The following is a 17,588-nucleotide window of genomic DNA, read 5'->3' on the forward strand; positions in this document are numbered from 1 at the left end:
GTGCTGACGCCGCGCTCCGGAGATATTACCACAGCAGGCGATCTCCGCGACCAGCACTAGCTAATCGTCGAGCGTTCAGATTTGCCCGCGCCCAGCCATCTCGGCCAGCCTGCAACCCGCTGGAGTGGCCTCAGAGCAGCATCGGTATCGGTGTCCAGAGGGCCTAGAACAGCGCTCACGATTATATCGCCGTGATACTCCACAACAGAGGTTGATCGCTCCTGTGCCCTGCACAAGGCGTGCAAAGGAAAGGGGCCGGAAAGCGTAATGCTCTCCGGCCCCTGTTTAGGCGACTAAAGGGTAAAGTTTAGTCTTCCTTGCTTTCATCCAGACCTAGCACGGTGGTCGTGCGCTGCCACCAACCACGACGCGGGGCGGGGGCGGGTTCGTCCACAGCGGGCTCTGCTTCTGCCTTGGGCGCAGCTTCCACGACAGGCGCAGCTTCTGCTTCAGCGACAGGGGCTTCCACCTTCTTCTTGCGCACGCGCTTGGGCTTGGCAGGTGCTTCCGCGGCAGGCTCCACCGCCACGGCCGCTGCTTCTTCGGCCACCGCGTCCACCTTCTTCTTGCGCACGCGCTTGGGTTTGGCAGGAGCTGCCTCGGTGGTCGCTTCAGCAGGCGCGGCTTCCGCCTCCGCTTCTACAGCCACGACTTCCGCCTTCTTGCGACGCGGTGCGCGCTTGGCCTTGGGCTTGGGCCCTTCTTCGGTTGCGGCTTCAGCTACGGCTTCCACAACCGGTTCCGCGACAGGAGCAGGCGCAGCCTCTACGACAGCCTCGACCGGTGCTTCCACCACGTCATCGGCAGCTTCGCCTTCAGCTTCGGCACCGGCTTCTTCGTTGCCCTGTGCTTCGCCCTGTTCGCCACGGCCACGACCACGACGACGCTTGCGGCGGCGGCGCTTGCGGGTTTCGCTATCGGCAGCTTCACCGCCATTGTCGCCAGCGACCTCGCTAGCTTCACCGGCTTCGGCGTCTTCGCCTTCACCTTCGTCGGAGGTCTCTTCCTCGGCGCCTGCCTCACCGTTCACGCCATCTTCGCGGCGGTCACGGCCACGGCCACGGCGGCGCTTGCGGCGCTTGCGACGGTTGACATCATCGCCTTCGCCCTCGCTGTCACCGCGCTCGCTACGGGCGTCTTCGACGGCTTCTTCGGCCTCGTCTTCAAACTCTTCCTCGGGCAGATCGTCGAAATCTTCCTCGATGATGATCGGTTCGAAACGGGGCACGAATTCGTTGCGCGGACCGGAGGAAATGACGCGCATCTTCGCGCCTTCATTCTCGCCTTCGGGGATCACTTCCACGTTCACGCCATAGCGATGCTCGATCTCGGCCAGATCCCCACGCTTGTGGTTCAGCACATAGACCGCCGCTTCCTGGCTGGCATACAGCGTGATGTAGATGCCCTTGCCCTTGGCGGCTTCATCCTCGATCAGACGCAGCGCCGACAGGCCCGCCGAACCGGCGGTGCGGACCAGACCCGAACCATCGCAATGCGGGCAGGAACGCGTGGTGGCTTCCAGCACACCGGTACGCAGGCGCTGGCGGCTCATTTCCATCAGGCCGAAGGAAGAGATGCGACCCACCTGAATGCGCGCGCGATCGTTCTTCAGCGCGTCCTTCATGGCCTTCTCGACCTTGCGGACGTTCGAGCCATATTCCATGTCGATGAAGTCGATCACGACCAGACCAGCCATATCGCGCAGGCGCAACTGGCGGGCGATTTCGCGCGCGGCTTCAAGGTTAGTGGCAACAGCGGTCTGCTCGATGCCATGCTCCTTGGTCGAACGGCCCGAGTTAATGTCGATCGACACCAGCGCTTCGGTCGGGTTGATGACAATATAGCCACCCGATTTCAGCTGCACCACCGGATCATACATAGCCGAAAGCTGGTCTTCCGCGCCAAAGCGCTGGAACAGCGGCACCGGATCGGCATAATGCTTCACGCGGCGGGCATGGCTGGGCATCAACAGCTTCATGAAATCGCGGGCGGCGCGATAGCCGTCATCGCCCTCGACAATCACTTCCTCGATCTCGCGGTTGTAAATGTCGCGGATGGCACGCTTGATCAGATCGCTGTCCGAATGGATCAGCGCAGGGGCGGCCGACTTCAAGGTGATTTCGCGAATATCGTCCCACAGGCGGGCCAGATAGTCGAAGTCGCGCTTGATTTCGGTCTTGGTGCGCTGAAGGCCGGCAGTACGCACGATGCAGCCCATGCTCTTGGGCAGGTCCATCTCGGCAATGATGCTCTTCAAACGCTTGCGGTCAGCCACGCTGGAAATCTTGCGGCTGATGCCGCCGCCATGGCTGGAATTGGGCATCAGCACGCAATAGCGGCCCGCCAGCGACAGATAGGTGGTCAGAGCCGCGCCCTTGTTGCCGCGCTCTTCCTTCACCACCTGCACCAACAGCACCTGACGGCGATGGATGACGTCCTGAATCTTGTAACGGCGGCGCAGAGCCATACGCTTGGCGCGCAGTTCTTCGGCTTCCTTGGCATGGCCTGCCGAGCGGCCCTGACGGCGGCGGCGGCCGCGCTGGTGGCCAGCTTCCTCGGCGGCTTCCTCGGCTTCATGGTCGCCGTCAAAGCCTTCTTCGACATGGCCAGCCTCGATCGTGGCCACGCTGCCCTTTTCGGACGTGTCCACCTCGATCAGCGAGCCAGCATCTTCCACGCTGCCACCGGCGAAATCATCGGCCAGACCTTCGCCCAGCTCGTCATCGCCCATGAAGTCTTCTTCACCCTCGGCCACGGCGCGCAGGGCGGCTTCTTCTTCCGCATGGGCGGCCTCTTCGGCCAGCAGGGCCTCGCGGTCTTCCTTGGGGATCTGGTAATAATCGGGGTGGATTTCGGAAAAGGCGAGGAAACCGTGACGGTTGCCGCCGAAATCGACAAAAGCGGCCTGCAGCGAGGGCTCTACTCGCGTGACCTTGGCCAGATAAATATTGCCTTTGATCTGCTTGTGATCGGCAGAATCAAAGTCGAATTCCTCAATACGGTTGCCCTTGAGGACCGCCACGCGCGTTTCTTCGCGGTGGCGCGCATCGATCAGCATGCGCGTTGACATTGTGTAATCTCCGGAGGCGTCCGGCGCTGCCAAGGGCTGTTTGCCCATCGGCCCGCTGCGCGACGCCTGATATCGTGAACTGTTGGGGGGCATCGCCGGTGGCTTGGCATGGCATAGGGCCATCCCTGTCCTGCAAGGCGATGAAAGGCGTTTCGCCGCCATGGCCATGCGCAGAGATCATGCTCTGCGCAAGGTGGGCGGCTGTTTGCGTGTCTGCAAAGCGGATGGGGCGCTTGATTTGACTAAGCGCTGGCCGTGGCGTGGATGCCGAAATGGCTGCCATCGGCCCGAACACCGCCCACGCCGCAGGCCCGCCAAGGGGCTCTGCATCACGGAACGGGTTACGGCTCATCATACTTGCATCAACCTGTTGCATCCGGCCCTTGTTGTATGGGCCAAATGTGTGCCGGTTTGCGGACCTGTATCCCTTTTTATCCGCGCGTTTTTCCGTCCGCTTCTCCACATGCCCGCTTGTCGCGGGCGATGCTGGCGCCGAAGCCGGTTTTGGGGGCTGCCTTTGCGTCTGTTGCGCATGGGGCATTCCGTTGTCCGGCGGCAAAACTCGCGGGGACATGGTTTCCCCGGTTCTTGCTTGCTAGCACCCATCAACCCCATGGGCAAGTTTATTGCGGCATCGGCATTATTGCGTGATTTTATGTGCCAGCGCGGATTTTCTGTCGTCTTTGATCCATTACGGCGTCAAGCTGGCCCTATCGGACCTAAATCATTGCGTGGCGCGCAACGGCGGCCTACGGATGGTTACGCAGAATAACAGGTTGTCCTTCATGCCCTTTGCTTCCGATTCCGCCCGTCCGATTGCGCTACCCGATGGCGCGGGGCCGGTTCAGGCCGTTGCGCAGGATGTTGAGGGGCAGGGGCGCGAATTGGTGCCAGTGCTGGGTTGGCGGCGCGGTCTGGTGCTGGGATTGGTGGCCTTTGCGCCTTTGCTGACCCTGGGTGCGGTGGTCGCGGTGAATATGGCCATGGGGCAATCGACCTTTCCGCCTTCCTATGCCGCGCGGATCGAATTGCCCGCCAATGCGGTGCAGATCGGATTGCCATCGATCGAAGGGCCTGCCGATCCTACGCGGCCTTTGGTGGTGATCGATGCGGGGCATGGCGGCCATGATCCGGGCGCGCATGGTCCGGCCTCGGGTGGCGGCACCCATATTGAAAAGGATATGACGCTGGCCCTTGCCTTGGCCTTGCGGGATCAATTGCTGGCCAAGGGCGGGGTGCGGGTGGCGCTGACACGCAGCAGCGACCGCTATCTGTTGCTGGAGGAGCGTTCGGGCATTGCGCGGCGGATGAAGGCCGATCTGTTCATCTCGATCCATGCCGACAGCGCCGAGGTGGAAGGGGCCAGCGGGGCGACGATCTATACTTTGTCGCAACGGGGTTCTTCGGAAGAAGCGGAGCGTTTGGCCAATGCCGAAAACCGCGCCGACACGGTCAATGGCGTGCCTCTGGCGCAAACCAGCAGCAGCGTCTCGGCCATTCTGGTCGATCTGGCGCAGCGCCATGTGGCGGAACTGGCCGATGATTTTGTCAAACTGGTGCTGCGCGAAGGGGAGGGGCACATCGCCTTCCGCGCCAATCCGGTGCAGTCGGCGGCCTTTGTGGTGCTCAAATCCCCCGATGTGCCCTCGGTGCTGTTCGAGGCGGGCTATATCACCAATCCCACGGATGCCGAGCGCCTCCATTCGCCGCAGGGGCGCAAGGAATTTGCCTCGGCCACCGCGCAGGCGATCCGTTTGTTCTTTGTGCGTGAAAGATCAGCCGAAGTTTTGCCCGCTGGAATGTGATTGGCCCGCGCCGCGCGATGCAATCCCTCTGGCCTAGCACGCCGCCGCCATGCTAGGGGCTGGCCCCGATATGGCCGACCAGCATAGTGACCCGACCCCGCCCGAAGGCGGTCCTGCTTCCTCCCCTGTGCAAGAGGACGCCACGCGCCTGCGGTTGAAGCGCGGGCGTAATGCGGTTCTGCTGGCGGGCAGCGCCTTTGGCAGCCGTCTTGCTCCGGCGCGCGACTGGTTTGTGGAGCGTTGGCAGGGCGGGCGCGCCTTTCGCATCGGGGCCAGCATTCTGGGTGGCGGTGCGCTGCTTTATGGCGCTTTGTGGTTCACGGTTTTGCGCAATCTGCCCTCGGCGGAATCCTTGCTGACCTATCAGCCGCCCTTGCCAACCATGGTGCGCGGATCGGATGGGGCGACCATCTATTCCTATGCCCGCGAACGCCGCGTCCAATTGCGCTTCGTCGATTTCCCCAAGCCAATGGTCAACGCCTTCCTTTCGGCGGAGGACAAAAACTTCTTCAGCCATGGCGGGGTGGACTTGCTGGGGCTGGGGCAGGCGGTGGTCGATTACGCCATGAAATTCGGTTCGGGTGAGCGCGCCCGTGGCGGTTCGACGATTACACAGCAGGTGGCCAAGAATATCCTGCTGGGCGATGAATATTCGATCAGCCGCAAGTTGAAGGAAATGATCGTCGCCTTCCGCATCGAAGGCGTTCTGAACAAGCAGCAGATCCTTGAGCTTTACCTCAACGAAATTCCGCTGGGCCGACAAAGCTTTGGCGTGCAGGCCGCCGCCCGCGCCTATTTTGGCAAGGATGTGGACCAGTTGGCGCTGCATGAAGTGGCCTTTCTGGCTGTGCTGCCCAAGGCGCCCGAAACCTATGGCCGCGCCAAATTTGCCGACAAGGCGATGACGCGCCGCAATTGGGTGCTGGACCAGATGGTCAAGAACGGCTTTGTCGACGCCGCCAGCGCCGCCGCTGCCAAGGCGCAGCCTTTGGGCCTGATCCAGCGCCATGCCGAAACCTATGACCCTTCGGTGGGCTATTTCGTCGAAGATGTTCGCCGCCAATTGATCGAGAAATATGGCGAAAAGGCCGAGGACGGGCCAAACAGCGTCTATGCGGGCGGTTTGTGGGTGCGCACCTCGCTGGATAGCGAATTCCAGAAAGCGGCGCAGGAGGCTTTGCGCAATGGCCTGCTCCGCTATTCGGCGGGTAAGGGCTGGCATGGGCCCATCGCCCATATCGATCTGGACCCTGACCATTGGCAGGGGCAACTGGCTTCGCTCAACAAGAGCATCGCCTATCAGAATTGGCGGGTGGGCGTGGTGCTGTCGCGCGGGGCTTCGGGCAAGGTGGGCTTTGCCGATGGCACGACGGCGGCGCTGACGGGCCTTGTCGATGGCGTGCGGCGCGGTGATGTGGTGACGGTGGCGCCTGTGGGTGCGGGCACCTATGGGCTGCGCATCCTGCCCGGCGTGGGCGGCGGCATGTTGGTCGAACAGCCCGGCACGGGGCGGGTGCTGGCCATGGCTGGCGGTTTTGACTTTGGCCTCGACAGTTTCAATCGCGCCACGCAGGCCCAGCGCCAGCCCGGCTCCACCATCAAGCCTTTCGTCTATGCCACCGGTCTCGACAATGGCATGACCCCCGCCAGCATGGTGGCCGATCAGCCTTTCTGCGTTTACCAAGGCGCGGGGCTGGGCGAGAAATGCTTCAAAAACTTTGACAATCGCGGCGTGGGCGGCGTGCATACCATGCGCTGGGGCCTTGAACAGTCGCGCAACCTGATGACGGTGCATATCGCCGACCAGACCGGCATGGACAAGGTGGTAAAGACCTTTGCCAATGTCGGCATCGGCAAATATCCGCCCTATTTCGCCTTTGCGCTGGGCGCGGGCGAAACCACCGTGGCGCAGATGGTCAATGCCTATGCCGCGCTTGCCGCCAATGGTATCCAGCACGAACAGACGCTGATCGACTATATTCAGGACCGCCATGGCAAGGTGATCTGGAAGTCTGACCAGCGGGCCTGTAACAATTGCAACCTGCCCGATTGGGATGGCAAGCCCATGCCCCGCTTTGCCCCGCGCGGGCGGCAGGTGATGGATGCGCGCACCGCCTATCAAACCGTGCATATGCTGGAAGGCGTGGTGACGCGCGGCACGGCGGCCACTCTGCATGACCTTGGCCTGCCGCTGTTTGGCAAGACCGGCACCACTACCGGCCCCACCAATGTATGGTTTGTGGGCGGATCGCAGAAAGTCGTCGGCGGGGTCTATATGGGCTATGACAAGCCGGTGTCGCTGGGCGGCTATGTGCAGGGTGGCACCTATGCCGCGCCGATCTTCAAGCAATTCGTGCAATTGACCAAGCCGCGTTGGGACCACACGCCTTTCGTGGCCCCCGCCGGTATCCGCATGGTCAAAATCAGCCGCTCTACCGGACAGCCGGTGTTTGGCGGCGTGGCGGGCACCGATCCCAAGGCCGAAGTGATCTGGGAAGCGTTCAAGCCCGAAACCCAGCCCGAACGCGGCAGCCGTCTCGAGCAGGTCGCCGCCAAGCGCAGCGAATTGCTGGAAGCGATCCGCCGCGGCTTTGACGCGATTGGCGGTCGCGTCAGCCATGGTGGCGAGGATATGGTGGTGGAGCAATAAGCTCCTAGAATGTGTTTTTAGCCTCGCGCAGGGCGGCAAAGGCGGTGATGGCATCGCCGCCCCAGCGGGCCTGAATCTCCGGCGCATCGGCGCGCAGGAAAGGATTGGTGGCAAGCTCGCGCCCCAGCGGGAAGGGCACGGTCGGCTCTCCGCTGCCGCAGAGGCCTGCCACATCCTGCGCATAATCGGCCAAGGCGGCATTGTCCGGATCGGCATGGCGGGCAAATTTGGCGTTGCTGGCCGTATATTCATGGGCGCAATAAAGCATGGTTTCGGGCGGCAGCGCTTTGAGCCTTTTCAGTGAGGCCCAGAACTGCTCCGCCGTGCCTTCAAACATCCGTCCGCAGCCCAGCGCAAACAAAGCGTCGCCCACAAAGGCCACGCCCGCCTCTGGCAGGTAATAGGCCACATGGCCCACCGTATGCCCGCCCACATTGATGACCTGCGCGGTCAACCCGCCCAGCGCCACCGTGTCGCCCTGATCCACCTTCCGGTCCACGCCCTCGATCTTGGCCGCATCGCCCGCAGGCGCGGTGATGCTGGCCCCCGTGGCGGCCTTGATCTCCAGATTGCCGCCCGCGTGGTCCTTATGCCAATGCGTGTTCCACACCTGCGTAATCCGCCAGCCTTTCAGCCTGGCCTGATCGAGATATTCCTCCGCCTCGGGCGTATCGATGCAGGCCGTTTCCCCGCTTTGCGCATCGTGGATCAAAAAGCCGTAATTGTCCGAAAGGCAGGGGAATTGATGGATGAGCAGGGGCATTTTTTTTTGGGGTGGCCTTGTTGATGGCGTTTGATGTGCCTTGTGTAGCCTTTTTGCCTCCGGCGGGCAAAGGGACTCGTTCCTTTGCGATCCCTTTATTGAATATGGTTTTGGGGTTATTTTGAAGGAAGTTTCTTTTTCAATGACTTATGTGATTGCACTAAATGCAAGTTGATAAAACACAAGCGCAGAGCCTGTTTTTTCCTGAACCAGTTCCAACCATGAGAAAGAGCGCCACGAGTATGACGCTCTTTGGCTGTGTAGGACAGGGGAGGGGGATCGTTGGGTGGAGTTAGTTGCCTCCGGCGGGCAAAGGGCGGGGGCCCTTTGCAAACCCTTTAATGAGTGGTCCGCGGGAGGCTGCGTCGGGTTAGGGGAAAGGTTAGCAGGATTTAGGCCGCTTCGCGGGATGGGCGGGAAGTGGACATTTCTCCCGTTTCAGGGCCGTCCTTCGAACGGCAGGTATAGCCATAAACTGCGGCTAATGGACTAACGTCATGAATATTCGCATCTAAATTATGCGAATGCCCGGCGCAGAGCGGCCACCTTTGATGCCGTGAAATCCTTGGCCACTTGGCTCGATGAGCCAATTCCGTCGAAACCATGGAACGCACCGGGCACCACTTCCAGTTGGGTTGGCACGCCAGCATCGATCAGGCGATTGGCATAGGCGATGTCCTCGTCGACAAAAAGATCGATCGCGCCCACACCGATGAAGGTTGGCGGCAGGCCCGACAAATCATGGTAGCGTGCCGGGACAGCCGCTTGTGGGATTTTGTCCGTGCCCGGCGCCATGCCCAGAAACGCCTGCCATCCAAAACGGTTTTTCGCCACATTCCAAACAATTGAACCGATGGGCGCGGGCGGCGTTTTTGTGGTGCCCGTGCGGTCATCGAGCATGGGATAGACAAGAATCTGCGCTACCAGCGGAATCTTACCAATGTCGCGTGCTTGCAGTGCCAGCAAGGCCGCATGGCCGCCGCCAGCACTTTCGCCCATGACAGCAATACGTCCAGCATCGATACCCAAAGCTTTGGCCTCATCATGCAGCCATTGCAAAGCGGCGTAAGTGTCTGCGGTAGAGCCCCGAAAATCGGTTTCCGGGGCAAGGCGATAGTCCACCGTGACGATGGTGCAATCCAATTCCAGCGCCAAACGCTGCAGATCGGCGATCATACTGATAGCCTTGCCGCTAATGAAACCGCCACCATGCGTGTGCAGAATCGCGGGGCGACGCTTTGTCGCATCACTATTGACGACATAAACGCTGACGCTGGGGTTCCCGGGCAGGCCTTTGATATTTCGTTGATCCCATTTGGGGTATTCGAGCGGTGGCTGCGCCCAGGCGCTCATGCTTTGACGCGTAAGGGCGAGTGTATCTGAGGAAAGTTCTGGCATCGACCCGACCAGCTGGAGCAACTTTTGGGCAAAGGGACGCAATTCGGTATGCACGTAGCTTAAATCTGCTGGCTCACCGGCAACCGCTGCTTTTGCAAAGCCACCCAGTCCCATTGAAGCTGCAGTCGCCGCTATGAGGCGGTGTAGATCGCGCCGTGACAGTCCATTCATCCTTGCTTCTCCCTGTGTTTCGGAGATGGATACGGCTGCAACCTCGCATATTCAATCATAGTGTTTTTTTCGATATCCATAGGTCTTAGCTATGGAGCTCCGGCAATCGACTAGCACGATCTCAAATTGGCGGCTGCGCTCATTGGACTCTGTTCGGCAGGAGCGGCCATTCAAATCTCTTCTGTCAAATGGCTTAAACTGGTCGGAAATCTCCCCATCACCGGGATTACAAAGGGCCCCCGCCCTTTGCCCGCCGGGGGCAATAAAACCCCCGCCGGAGGCACCTTCAATCCCTCCCTCATCCCCAACCCAAAGAAAACCCGCCCGGATTGCTCCGAGCGGGTTTGTTCTTGTCAGCCTAGGGCTGCCTGAAAGCTAAAGCTTACTGCTTGGCCTTCAGGGCGGCGCCGAGGATGTCGCCCAGCGAGGCGCCGGCGTCGGAGGAACCGTATTGTTCCACGGCTTCCTTTTCCTCGTGCAGCTGGCGGGCCTTGATCGAGAAGCTGGGCTTCTTCGAGCGGTCGAAGCCGGTGACCATGGCGTCGATCTTTTGGCCAACCGAGAAGCGGTCGGGGCGCTGTTCGTCGCGGTCGCGGCCGAGGTCGGAGCGCTTGATGAAGCCGGTGGCGCCATCGTCGCCAGCCTGCACTTCAAGGCCGCCGTCACGCACTTCCAGAACCGTCACGGTGACGACTTCGTTGCGGCGCAGGTTGCTGCCCGAAGCGGCTGCACCACCGGCGGCGGGGGCACCCTTTTCAAGCTGCTTCATGCCGAGGCTGATGCGTTCCTTTTCGATGTCCACGTCGAGCACGATGGCCGAAACCACTTCGCCCTTGCGGTGCAGGGCCAGAGCGTCTTCGCCCGAGATGCCCCAAGCGATGTCGGACATGTGGACCATGCCGTCGACTTCGCCGTCCAGACCGATGAACAGGCCGAATTCGGTGGCGTTCTTGACTTCGCCTTCGACGGTCGAACCAACGGGGTGCTTTTCAGCGAAAGCTTCCCAGGGGTTCTGCTGGGCCTGCTTGAGGCCGAGGCTGATGCGGCGCTTGTCGGAATCGACTTCCAGAACCAGCACGTCGACTTCCTGGCTCGTCGAAACGATCTTGCCGGGGTGGACGTTCTTCTTGGTCCAGGACATTTCCGAAACGTGGACCAGACCTTCGATGCCGGCTTCCAGTTCCACAAACGCACCATATTCGGTGATGTTGGTGACGGTGCCCGACAGCTTGGCGCCCACGGGATACTTGGCGGCAACGCCATCCCACGGATCGGATTCCAGCTGCTTCATGCCGAGGCTGATGCGCTGCGTGTCCTGATTGATGCGGACGATCTGCACGCGGACGGTGTCGCCGATGGCGATCACTTCGCTCGGGTGGTTGACGCGCTTGTAGCTCATGTCGGTGACATGCAGCAGGCCGTCGATGCCGCCCAGATCAACGAAGGCACCGTAATCGGTGATGTTCTTGACCACGCCATCGATGATCTGGCCTTCGGTCAGGTTCTGGATCAGGCCCGAACGCTGTTCAGCGCGGGTTTCTTCCAGCACAGCGCGGCGCGAAACCACGATGTTGCCACGACGGCGATCCATCTTCAGGATCTGGAAGGGCTGGGGCACATCCATCAGCGGGGTGACGTCGCGCACGGGGCGGATGTCAACCTGCGAGCCGGGCAGGAAGGCCACGGCGCCGTCGAGGTCAACGGTGAAGCCGCCCTTGACGCGGCCGAAGATCACGCCTTCAACGCGCTTGCCTTCGCCAAATTCGTTTTCAAGCTTGTCCCATGCGGCTTCGCGACGTGCACGGTCGCGGCTCAGCATGGCTTCGCCTTCGGAGTTTTCAACGCGGTCGACGTAAACTTCGACTTCGTCGCCAACCTTCAGACCGTGGGGCTGACCGGGCATGGCGAATTCGCGCAGGGCCACGCGGCCTTCGCTCTTGAGGCCAACGTCGATAACAGCCTTGTCGTTTTCGATGGCGGTAACGGTGCCCTTGACGACGCGGCCTTCAAAGCCACCACCGGCGGCTCCGCCCAGCGATTCGTCAAGCAGCGCGGCAAAATCGTCGCGCGTAGGGGTGCTCATAGGATAGTTCCCAAGTTTAACAGTTTTTCCGGCCAGGCGGTTGTTTCCGCCGGTCTTTCCTCCGCCCCCCGCACCATGCCGGGGCCGGGCCAAAAAGGGCCGAACCGCCGTGGAGGCCGAATGCCAGCCACAGCATTCGCAAACAGGCAGACCTGTTTGCGAACGGCTGCGCGCCTAGGCGAAAGTGGCGCGAAAGGCAAGGAAAATAGCCGCTGAGGCGGCGGTTATGCGATCAAGCGTTGCGCGCTGCTTCCACCAGCGCAATCGCCGCGGCAATCGCTTCCTCGCGGGTGAGGGCGGAGGTGTCGAGCAGGGCCGCGCCTTCTGCTGCACGCAAGGGGGCTTGGGCGCGGTTGCGGTCGCGTTCGTCGCGGTCGGCCAGATCCTGCGCGATGGCGGCAAGGTCGGCCGCGCGGCCTTGGGCCAGCATTTCCTTATAGCGCCGCTCGGCGCGGGCCTCGACGCTGGCGATGACGAAAAGCTTGGCTTGCGCTTCGGGGGCGATCACCGTGCCAATGTCGCGCCCGTCCAGCACCGCGCCGCCTGCCTGCGTGGCAAAGGCGCGTTGGCGTTCATACAGGGCTTGGCGCACCGCAGGATGCACCGAGACGCGGCTCGCCAATCCGCCGCTCGCTTCGGAGCGGAGTTCGGCTTCATCGAGCAGCGCTTCGGGAAAGGCGCAGGCGGCCAGAGCGTCTTCGGCATTGTCGGGGTTGCCGCCGCTCAACGCTACCTGCCGCCCTACCGCGCGATAGAGCAGGCCGGTGTCGAGATGAGGCAGGCCGTAATGTGCGGCCAAAGCCTTGGCTATCGTGCCCTTGCCCGAAGCGGTGGGGCCATCGACGGCAATAATCACGCGACCAACCCGTCCATCAGCGCTTCGAAATTGGGGAAAGAGGTGCGGATCGGGCTGGTGTCATCCACCAGCACGCCGCCTTCGCTGGCGATACCGGCCACCGCCATGCTCATGGCGATGCGGTGGTCGAGATGGGTGGCAACCGCCTCCGCGGCTCCGGCGGGCAGGGGGGCACCGCCCGTGCCGTCGATGATCATGCCATCCTCGGTCTCGGCGACTTTGGCGCCAGCCAGTTCCAGCGCCACGCGCATCACGGTGATGCGGTCGCTTTCCTTCACGCGCAATTCTTCAAGGCCGGTGCAGATGGTGCGGCCCGCGGCATGGGCGGCGGCCACGAAGAGGACGGGGAATTCATCGACCATGCTGGGCACGATGGCCGGATCGACGTTGATGCCATGCAGGGCCGAATGGCGCACGCGCAGATCGGCCACGGGTTCGCCGCCGACGATGCGCGGGTTCACTTCCTCGATGCTGCCGCCCATCTGGCGCAGCACGGTGATGATGCCCGCGCGCGTATCGTTCAGGCCGACATTTTCGATCAGCACGTCCGAGCCGGGCACGATCAAGGCCGCGACAATGAAGAAAGCGGCGGAGGAGGGGTCGCCGGGGACTTCGATGGTCTGGCCGGTCAATTCGGCGGGGCCGTGGATGCGAATCACTCGCTCACCGGCCTCGTTGGTTTCCGCGGTCAGATTCGCGCCAAAGCCTTTGAGCATCCGTTCCGAATGGTCGCGGGTGGGGACGGGTTCGATAACAGTCGTCACGCCTGCGGTGTTGAGACCCGCCAGCAGCACCGCGCTTTTCACCTGAGCGCTGGCCACGGGCAGGCGATAGGTGATCGGCACGGCGGGCGAGGCGCCGCGCATGGTCAGCGGCAGGCGGCCTTCTGTAGAGGTGAAATCGGCGCCCATGGTCGACAGCGGATCGATCACGCGGCCCATCGGGCGCTTGGACAGGCTGGCGTCACCGATGAAGGTGGCGGTGATGGCATGGCTGGACACCAGACCCATCAACAGGCGGGTGGATGTGCCGGAATTGCCCATATCCAGCGCGGTTTCGGGCTGGAGCAAGCCGCCCACGCCTACGCCCTGAATGACCCATTCGCCGCTATCAGTCTTGGTGATGGTGGCGCCCATGGCGCGCATGGCGGCGGCGGTGGACATCACATCCTCGCCTTCCAGCAGGCCGGTAACGCGCGTTTCGCCCAAGGCCAGCGCGCCCAGCATGATCGAGCGATGGCTGATCGATTTGTCGCCCGGCACACGGATCGTGCCCTTCAAGGGGCCCTGGGCAACAAAACGGCGGGGAGTGGGGGAAGCGGACGCGCTCACTTTGGGTGCTTTCCTCTGGTATGGGCTATATTGATTGTGGCGCCTTTTAGGGCTTGCTTCCTTGGAAGCCACCCGTCAGAAGCGCGCGGCTTTTGACAGCGCAAACGCGCTATGGCAAGGCGCCAGAGTATAGCGGTCGGGGGCATCCCTTGCAAAAGGGCTTCACCTGCCGTCTTAAATGCATACTGGCCCTTAGTGGCAGATATAGCATCGTCATAACTATCCGCCCGCACATGCGGGATTGAATGAGGAACAGCATGGTCAAGCCAGAATGGGGCGCCAAGCACGGCTGCCCGAAATGCGGCACCCGCTTTTACGATCTGGGCAAGGATGATCCGGTCAGCTGCATCGAATGCGGCTATAGCTGGGTTCCCGAGCCTGTGCTGAAGAGCAAGCAGCCGATCCCGTTTGAGGAAATCCAGAAGAAGGATTCCGAAGAAGTGGCCGATGTGGATCTGGCCGATGAGGATCTGGACATCGACGAGGACGGCGATTCGCCGGACAATGACGTCGATCTGGGCGGTGACGATGATCTGGGCGTGGCCGGTCACGACGACGAGCCCGACGAAGTCTAAGGTTTGTGCAGGTGTCGGTGAGGGTTTGGAAAAAATCTTCACCCACCTGCAAAAAACTTCTTGCCAAGGTCGGGGCATCGTCATAGAGGGGCGGCCCGGCCGGAAGCGGCAGGGCAGAAAACTTCCTCCCACAGAAGTTTTTCTGAAATTTGAATGGTTAAGGGGCCTTAGCTCAGCTGGGAGAGCGCCTGCATGGCATGCAGGAGGTCAGCGGTTCGATCCCGCTAGGCTCCACCATTGTTTTACAGATCTGTTGATCTTTCGCTGGAAAGATTGCAGAGGCGACGTGCAGGATCGCATTCCACACGCGTTATGCTGGCCGACGAGGTTTCGTCCGCCGGCATTTTTCGCATGATGGGTTGATGGTCAACGCTGATCGGCGAGGTTTCGCCCATCGGCGTTTTTTGCGTTTCGCCGGATTTGGTTTTTATGGCTTGGTTCGTTTGGGCTGGCTGACAAAAGGGTTTGATCGATGTTTGACAATCTGTCGGATCGCCTTGGTTCGGTTTTCGCCTCGCTCAAGGGGCGCGGGTCGCTCAAAGAGCAGGACGTGCGCGATGCCATGCGCGAAGTGCGCATCGCCCTGCTGGAGGCCGACGTGGCCTTGCCGGTGGTGCGCCGCTTCATCGATGAAGTAACCGAAAAGGCCATTGGCCAGAACGTGCTGAAATCGGTGACCCCGGGCCAGCAGGTTATCAAGATCGTCAATGACGCTCTGGTCGATATGCTGGGCGGGCAAGATGTCCCCGGTATCGATCTGAACGCTGCCCCGCCGGTGGTGATCATGATGGTCGGCCTGCAGGGTTCGGGCAAGACCACCAGCACCGCCAAGCTGGGCAAGCTGCTGAAAGAAAAGCACGGCAAGAAGGTGTTGATGGCGTCGCTCGACGTCAACCGCCCCGCCGCGCAGGAACAGCTGGCTGTGCTGGGCGAGCAGGTGGGCGTGGGCACGCTGCCGATTATCGCTGGCCAGTCGCCCACCGCCATTGCCGAGCGTGCGATCAATTCGGCCAAGCTGACCGCGGTGGATGTGCTGCTGCTGGATACGGCGGGCCGTCTGCACGTGGATGCGGCGCTGATGGAAGAGATGAAGGCGGTGGCCGCCATCTCTACGCCGAAGGAAACCCTGCTGGTCGTCGATTCGCTGACCGGTCAGGACGCGGTGAATGTGGCGCAGAGCTTTGCCGGTGAGGTGGACCTGACCGGCGTGATCCTGACTCGTATGGATGGCGATGCGCGCGGTGGTGCGGCGCTGTCGATGCGCGCCGTGACGGGCAAGCCGATCAAATTTGCGGGCACCGGCGAAAAGCTGGACCAGATCGAAGTGTTCCAGCCTAGCCGTGTGGCTGGCCGCATTCTGGGCATGGGCGACATTGTCAGCCTGGTCGAAAAGGCGGCGGCGGCGGTGGATGTGGCCGATGCCGAGAAAATGGCCGAGCGCATGTCCAAGGGTCAGTTCGACATGAACGACCTGCGCACCCAGCTGCGCCAGATGCAGAAGATGGGCGGGCTGGGCATGCTGGCGGGCATGATGCCGGGCATGAAAAAGGCCAAGCAGGCGATGGAAGCCAGCGGCATGAATGACCGCACGCTGCTGCGCATGGATGCCATCATCGGTTCGATGACCGAAAAGGAACGCGCCCGTCCCGACCTGCTCAACGCCAAGCGCAAGATCCGCGTGGCCAAGGGTTCGGGCACGCAGGTGCAGGACGTTAACAAGCTCATCAAGATGCACCAGGAAATGGAGCGCGCGATGAAGCAGATCAAGAAGATGGGCGGCATGAAGGGTCTTGCCGCGCTCTTTGGTAAGGGCGGTGGCCTTGGCGGCGCTTTGGGCGGCGCGCTGGGCGGTGGCGGTGCTGCTGCTGGCGGGATGCCGGACCTTGGTGGTCTGGGCGGCGGCGCAGGTGGCCTTGGCGGCCTGCCCGGTCTGGGTGGCGGTGCCCCTGATCTTTCGAAGTTTTTGAAGAAATAATCGTAATTTAGTTGGAAAGGTAGAACAATGTCGGTTTCTTTGCGTCTGTCGCGTGGTGGTTCCAAGAAGCGCCCTTATTACAAGATCGTCATCGCCAACTCCACCGCGCCCCGCGATGGTAAGTTCCTGGAGCAGGTTGGCACCTACAACCCGCTGCTGGCCAAGGACGATGAAAACCGCGTGCGTCTGGTGGAAGACCGCGTGAAGTACTGGCTGGGCGTGGGCGCACAGCCCACCGACCGCGTTGCCCGTCTGCTGGACAAGGCCGGTATCAAGGAACGCAAGGTGACCTACAACCCGAAGGCTGGTGTGCCCGGCAAGAAGGCTCAGGAACGCGCTGAAGAAAAGGCTGAAAAGGCCAAGGCTGCTGCTGAAGCCGCTGCCGAAGCTTCGGCCGAGTAAGAGCGATGGATCGCCCCGTTACCATGGCGGCCATCGCCGCAGCCCATGGCGTGACGGGGGAGGTCCGCCTCAAGCTGTTTGGCGAGAGCGTGGCGGAGTTGAAGCGCTATAAGGCCTTCAACAATGGCACGCTCACCGTCAAAGCGCTGAAAGATGACGGCAAGGGGGGCGCTATCGCCCGCTTTGCCGAAATCGCCGACCGTACAGCGGCGGAAAAGTTGCGGGGCACGGCTTTGACCGTAGCTCGTTCGGCTTTGCCGCCGCTGGCGGAGGGTGAATATTATTATGCCGACCTGATCGGCCTGTCGGCGGTTTCGACGCAGGGCGTTGCTTTGGGTGTGGTGGTCGCCGTCGATAATTTCGGCGCGGGCGACATTATCGAGATCGAGCGGCCTTTGGCTGAAGGCGCGAAAAAGCCTCTGCGCTTTATGGTGCCGATGAGCGCCGAAGCGGTGCCGGAATGGGATAGCGAAAAGCTGGTGGTTGAAGCCGCTTTTGCGGAGGGGTGA

General features: G+C 61.7%; 12 protein-coding genes and 1 tRNA gene. 7 read left to right on the forward strand and 6 right to left on the reverse strand.

Annotated elements, in window-relative coordinates; genetic code table 11:
- Positions 1-307: 307 nt before the first annotated feature.
- Positions 308-3,070, reverse strand: coding sequence for an Rne/Rng family ribonuclease (locus EOE18_RS14235; protein WP_127710694.1), 2,763 nt, complete (start codon positions 3,068-3,070; stop codon positions 308-310).
- A 785-nt stretch (positions 3,071-3,855) separates the two neighbouring features.
- Here EOE18_RS14235 and EOE18_RS14240 point away from each other — a divergent pair.
- Positions 3,856-4,875, forward strand: a complete 1,020-nt coding sequence (locus EOE18_RS14240; protein WP_127710696.1) for an N-acetylmuramoyl-L-alanine amidase family protein — start codon at positions 3,856-3,858, stop codon at positions 4,873-4,875.
- Positions 4,876-4,924: 49 nt separating this feature from the next.
- On the forward strand, positions 4,925-7,525 hold the full coding sequence (locus EOE18_RS14245; protein WP_246027464.1) for a penicillin-binding protein 1A: 2,601 nt from the start codon (positions 4,925-4,927) through the stop codon (positions 7,523-7,525).
- A 4-nt stretch (positions 7,526-7,529) separates the two neighbouring features.
- Here the strand turns inward: EOE18_RS14245 and gloB are convergent, their stop codons facing one another.
- From gloB to aroA, 5 genes are all read right to left on the reverse strand, one after another.
- Positions 7,530-8,288: a hydroxyacylglutathione hydrolase gene (gloB, locus tag EOE18_RS14250; protein WP_127710698.1), complete on the reverse strand. Its 759-nt coding sequence runs from the start codon at positions 8,286-8,288 to the stop codon at positions 7,530-7,532.
- Positions 8,289-8,804: 516 nt separating this feature from the next.
- Positions 8,805-9,857 (reverse strand): alpha/beta hydrolase, encoded by a 1,053-nt coding sequence (locus tag EOE18_RS14255; protein WP_164852769.1) that lies wholly within the window; start codon positions 9,855-9,857, stop codon positions 8,805-8,807.
- Between the two features lie 382 nt (positions 9,858-10,239).
- On the reverse strand, positions 10,240-11,940 hold the full coding sequence (gene rpsA / locus EOE18_RS14260; protein ID WP_127710700.1) for a 30S ribosomal protein S1: 1,701 nt from the start codon (positions 11,938-11,940) through the stop codon (positions 10,240-10,242).
- Between the two features lie 232 nt (positions 11,941-12,172).
- Entirely contained in the window at positions 12,173-12,796 is a 624-nt protein-coding gene (locus tag EOE18_RS14265) for a (d)CMP kinase (RefSeq protein WP_127710702.1), read from the reverse strand.
- Complete coding sequence (gene aroA / locus EOE18_RS14270; RefSeq protein WP_127710704.1) at positions 12,793-14,127, reverse strand: 3-phosphoshikimate 1-carboxyvinyltransferase; 1,335 nt, start codon at positions 14,125-14,127, stop codon at positions 12,793-12,795. The genes EOE18_RS14265 and aroA overlap by 4 nt, the downstream gene beginning before the upstream one ends.
- A 257-nt stretch (positions 14,128-14,384) precedes the next feature.
- Here aroA and EOE18_RS14275 point away from each other — a divergent pair, with 257 nt between their 5' ends.
- The 5 genes from EOE18_RS14275 (at position 14,385) to rimM (ending at position 17,588) form a co-directional block, all read left to right on the forward strand.
- Positions 14,385-14,702 (forward strand): FYDLN acid domain-containing protein, encoded by a 318-nt coding sequence (locus EOE18_RS14275; RefSeq protein ID WP_127710706.1) that lies wholly within the window; start codon positions 14,385-14,387, stop codon positions 14,700-14,702.
- A gap of 161 nt (positions 14,703-14,863) precedes the next feature.
- Positions 14,864-14,939, forward strand: a tRNA-Ala gene (locus EOE18_RS14280).
- A gap of 235 nt (positions 14,940-15,174) precedes the next feature.
- On the forward strand, positions 15,175-16,677 hold the full coding sequence (gene ffh, locus EOE18_RS14285; RefSeq protein ID WP_127710708.1) for a signal recognition particle protein: 1,503 nt from the start codon (positions 15,175-15,177) through the stop codon (positions 16,675-16,677).
- Between the two features lie 27 nt (positions 16,678-16,704).
- Entirely contained in the window at positions 16,705-17,079 is a 375-nt protein-coding gene (gene rpsP / locus EOE18_RS14290; protein WP_127710710.1) for a 30S ribosomal protein S16, read from the forward strand.
- A gap of 5 nt (positions 17,080-17,084) precedes the next feature.
- The gene (gene rimM, locus EOE18_RS14295; protein WP_127710712.1) at positions 17,085-17,588 is read left to right on the forward strand and encodes a ribosome maturation factor RimM; all 504 of its coding nucleotides are present in this window, start codon (positions 17,085-17,087) and stop codon (positions 17,586-17,588) included.

Source organism: Novosphingobium umbonatum (assembly GCF_004005905.1).
Taxonomy (GTDB): domain Bacteria; phylum Pseudomonadota; class Alphaproteobacteria; order Sphingomonadales; family Sphingomonadaceae; genus Novosphingobium; species Novosphingobium umbonatum.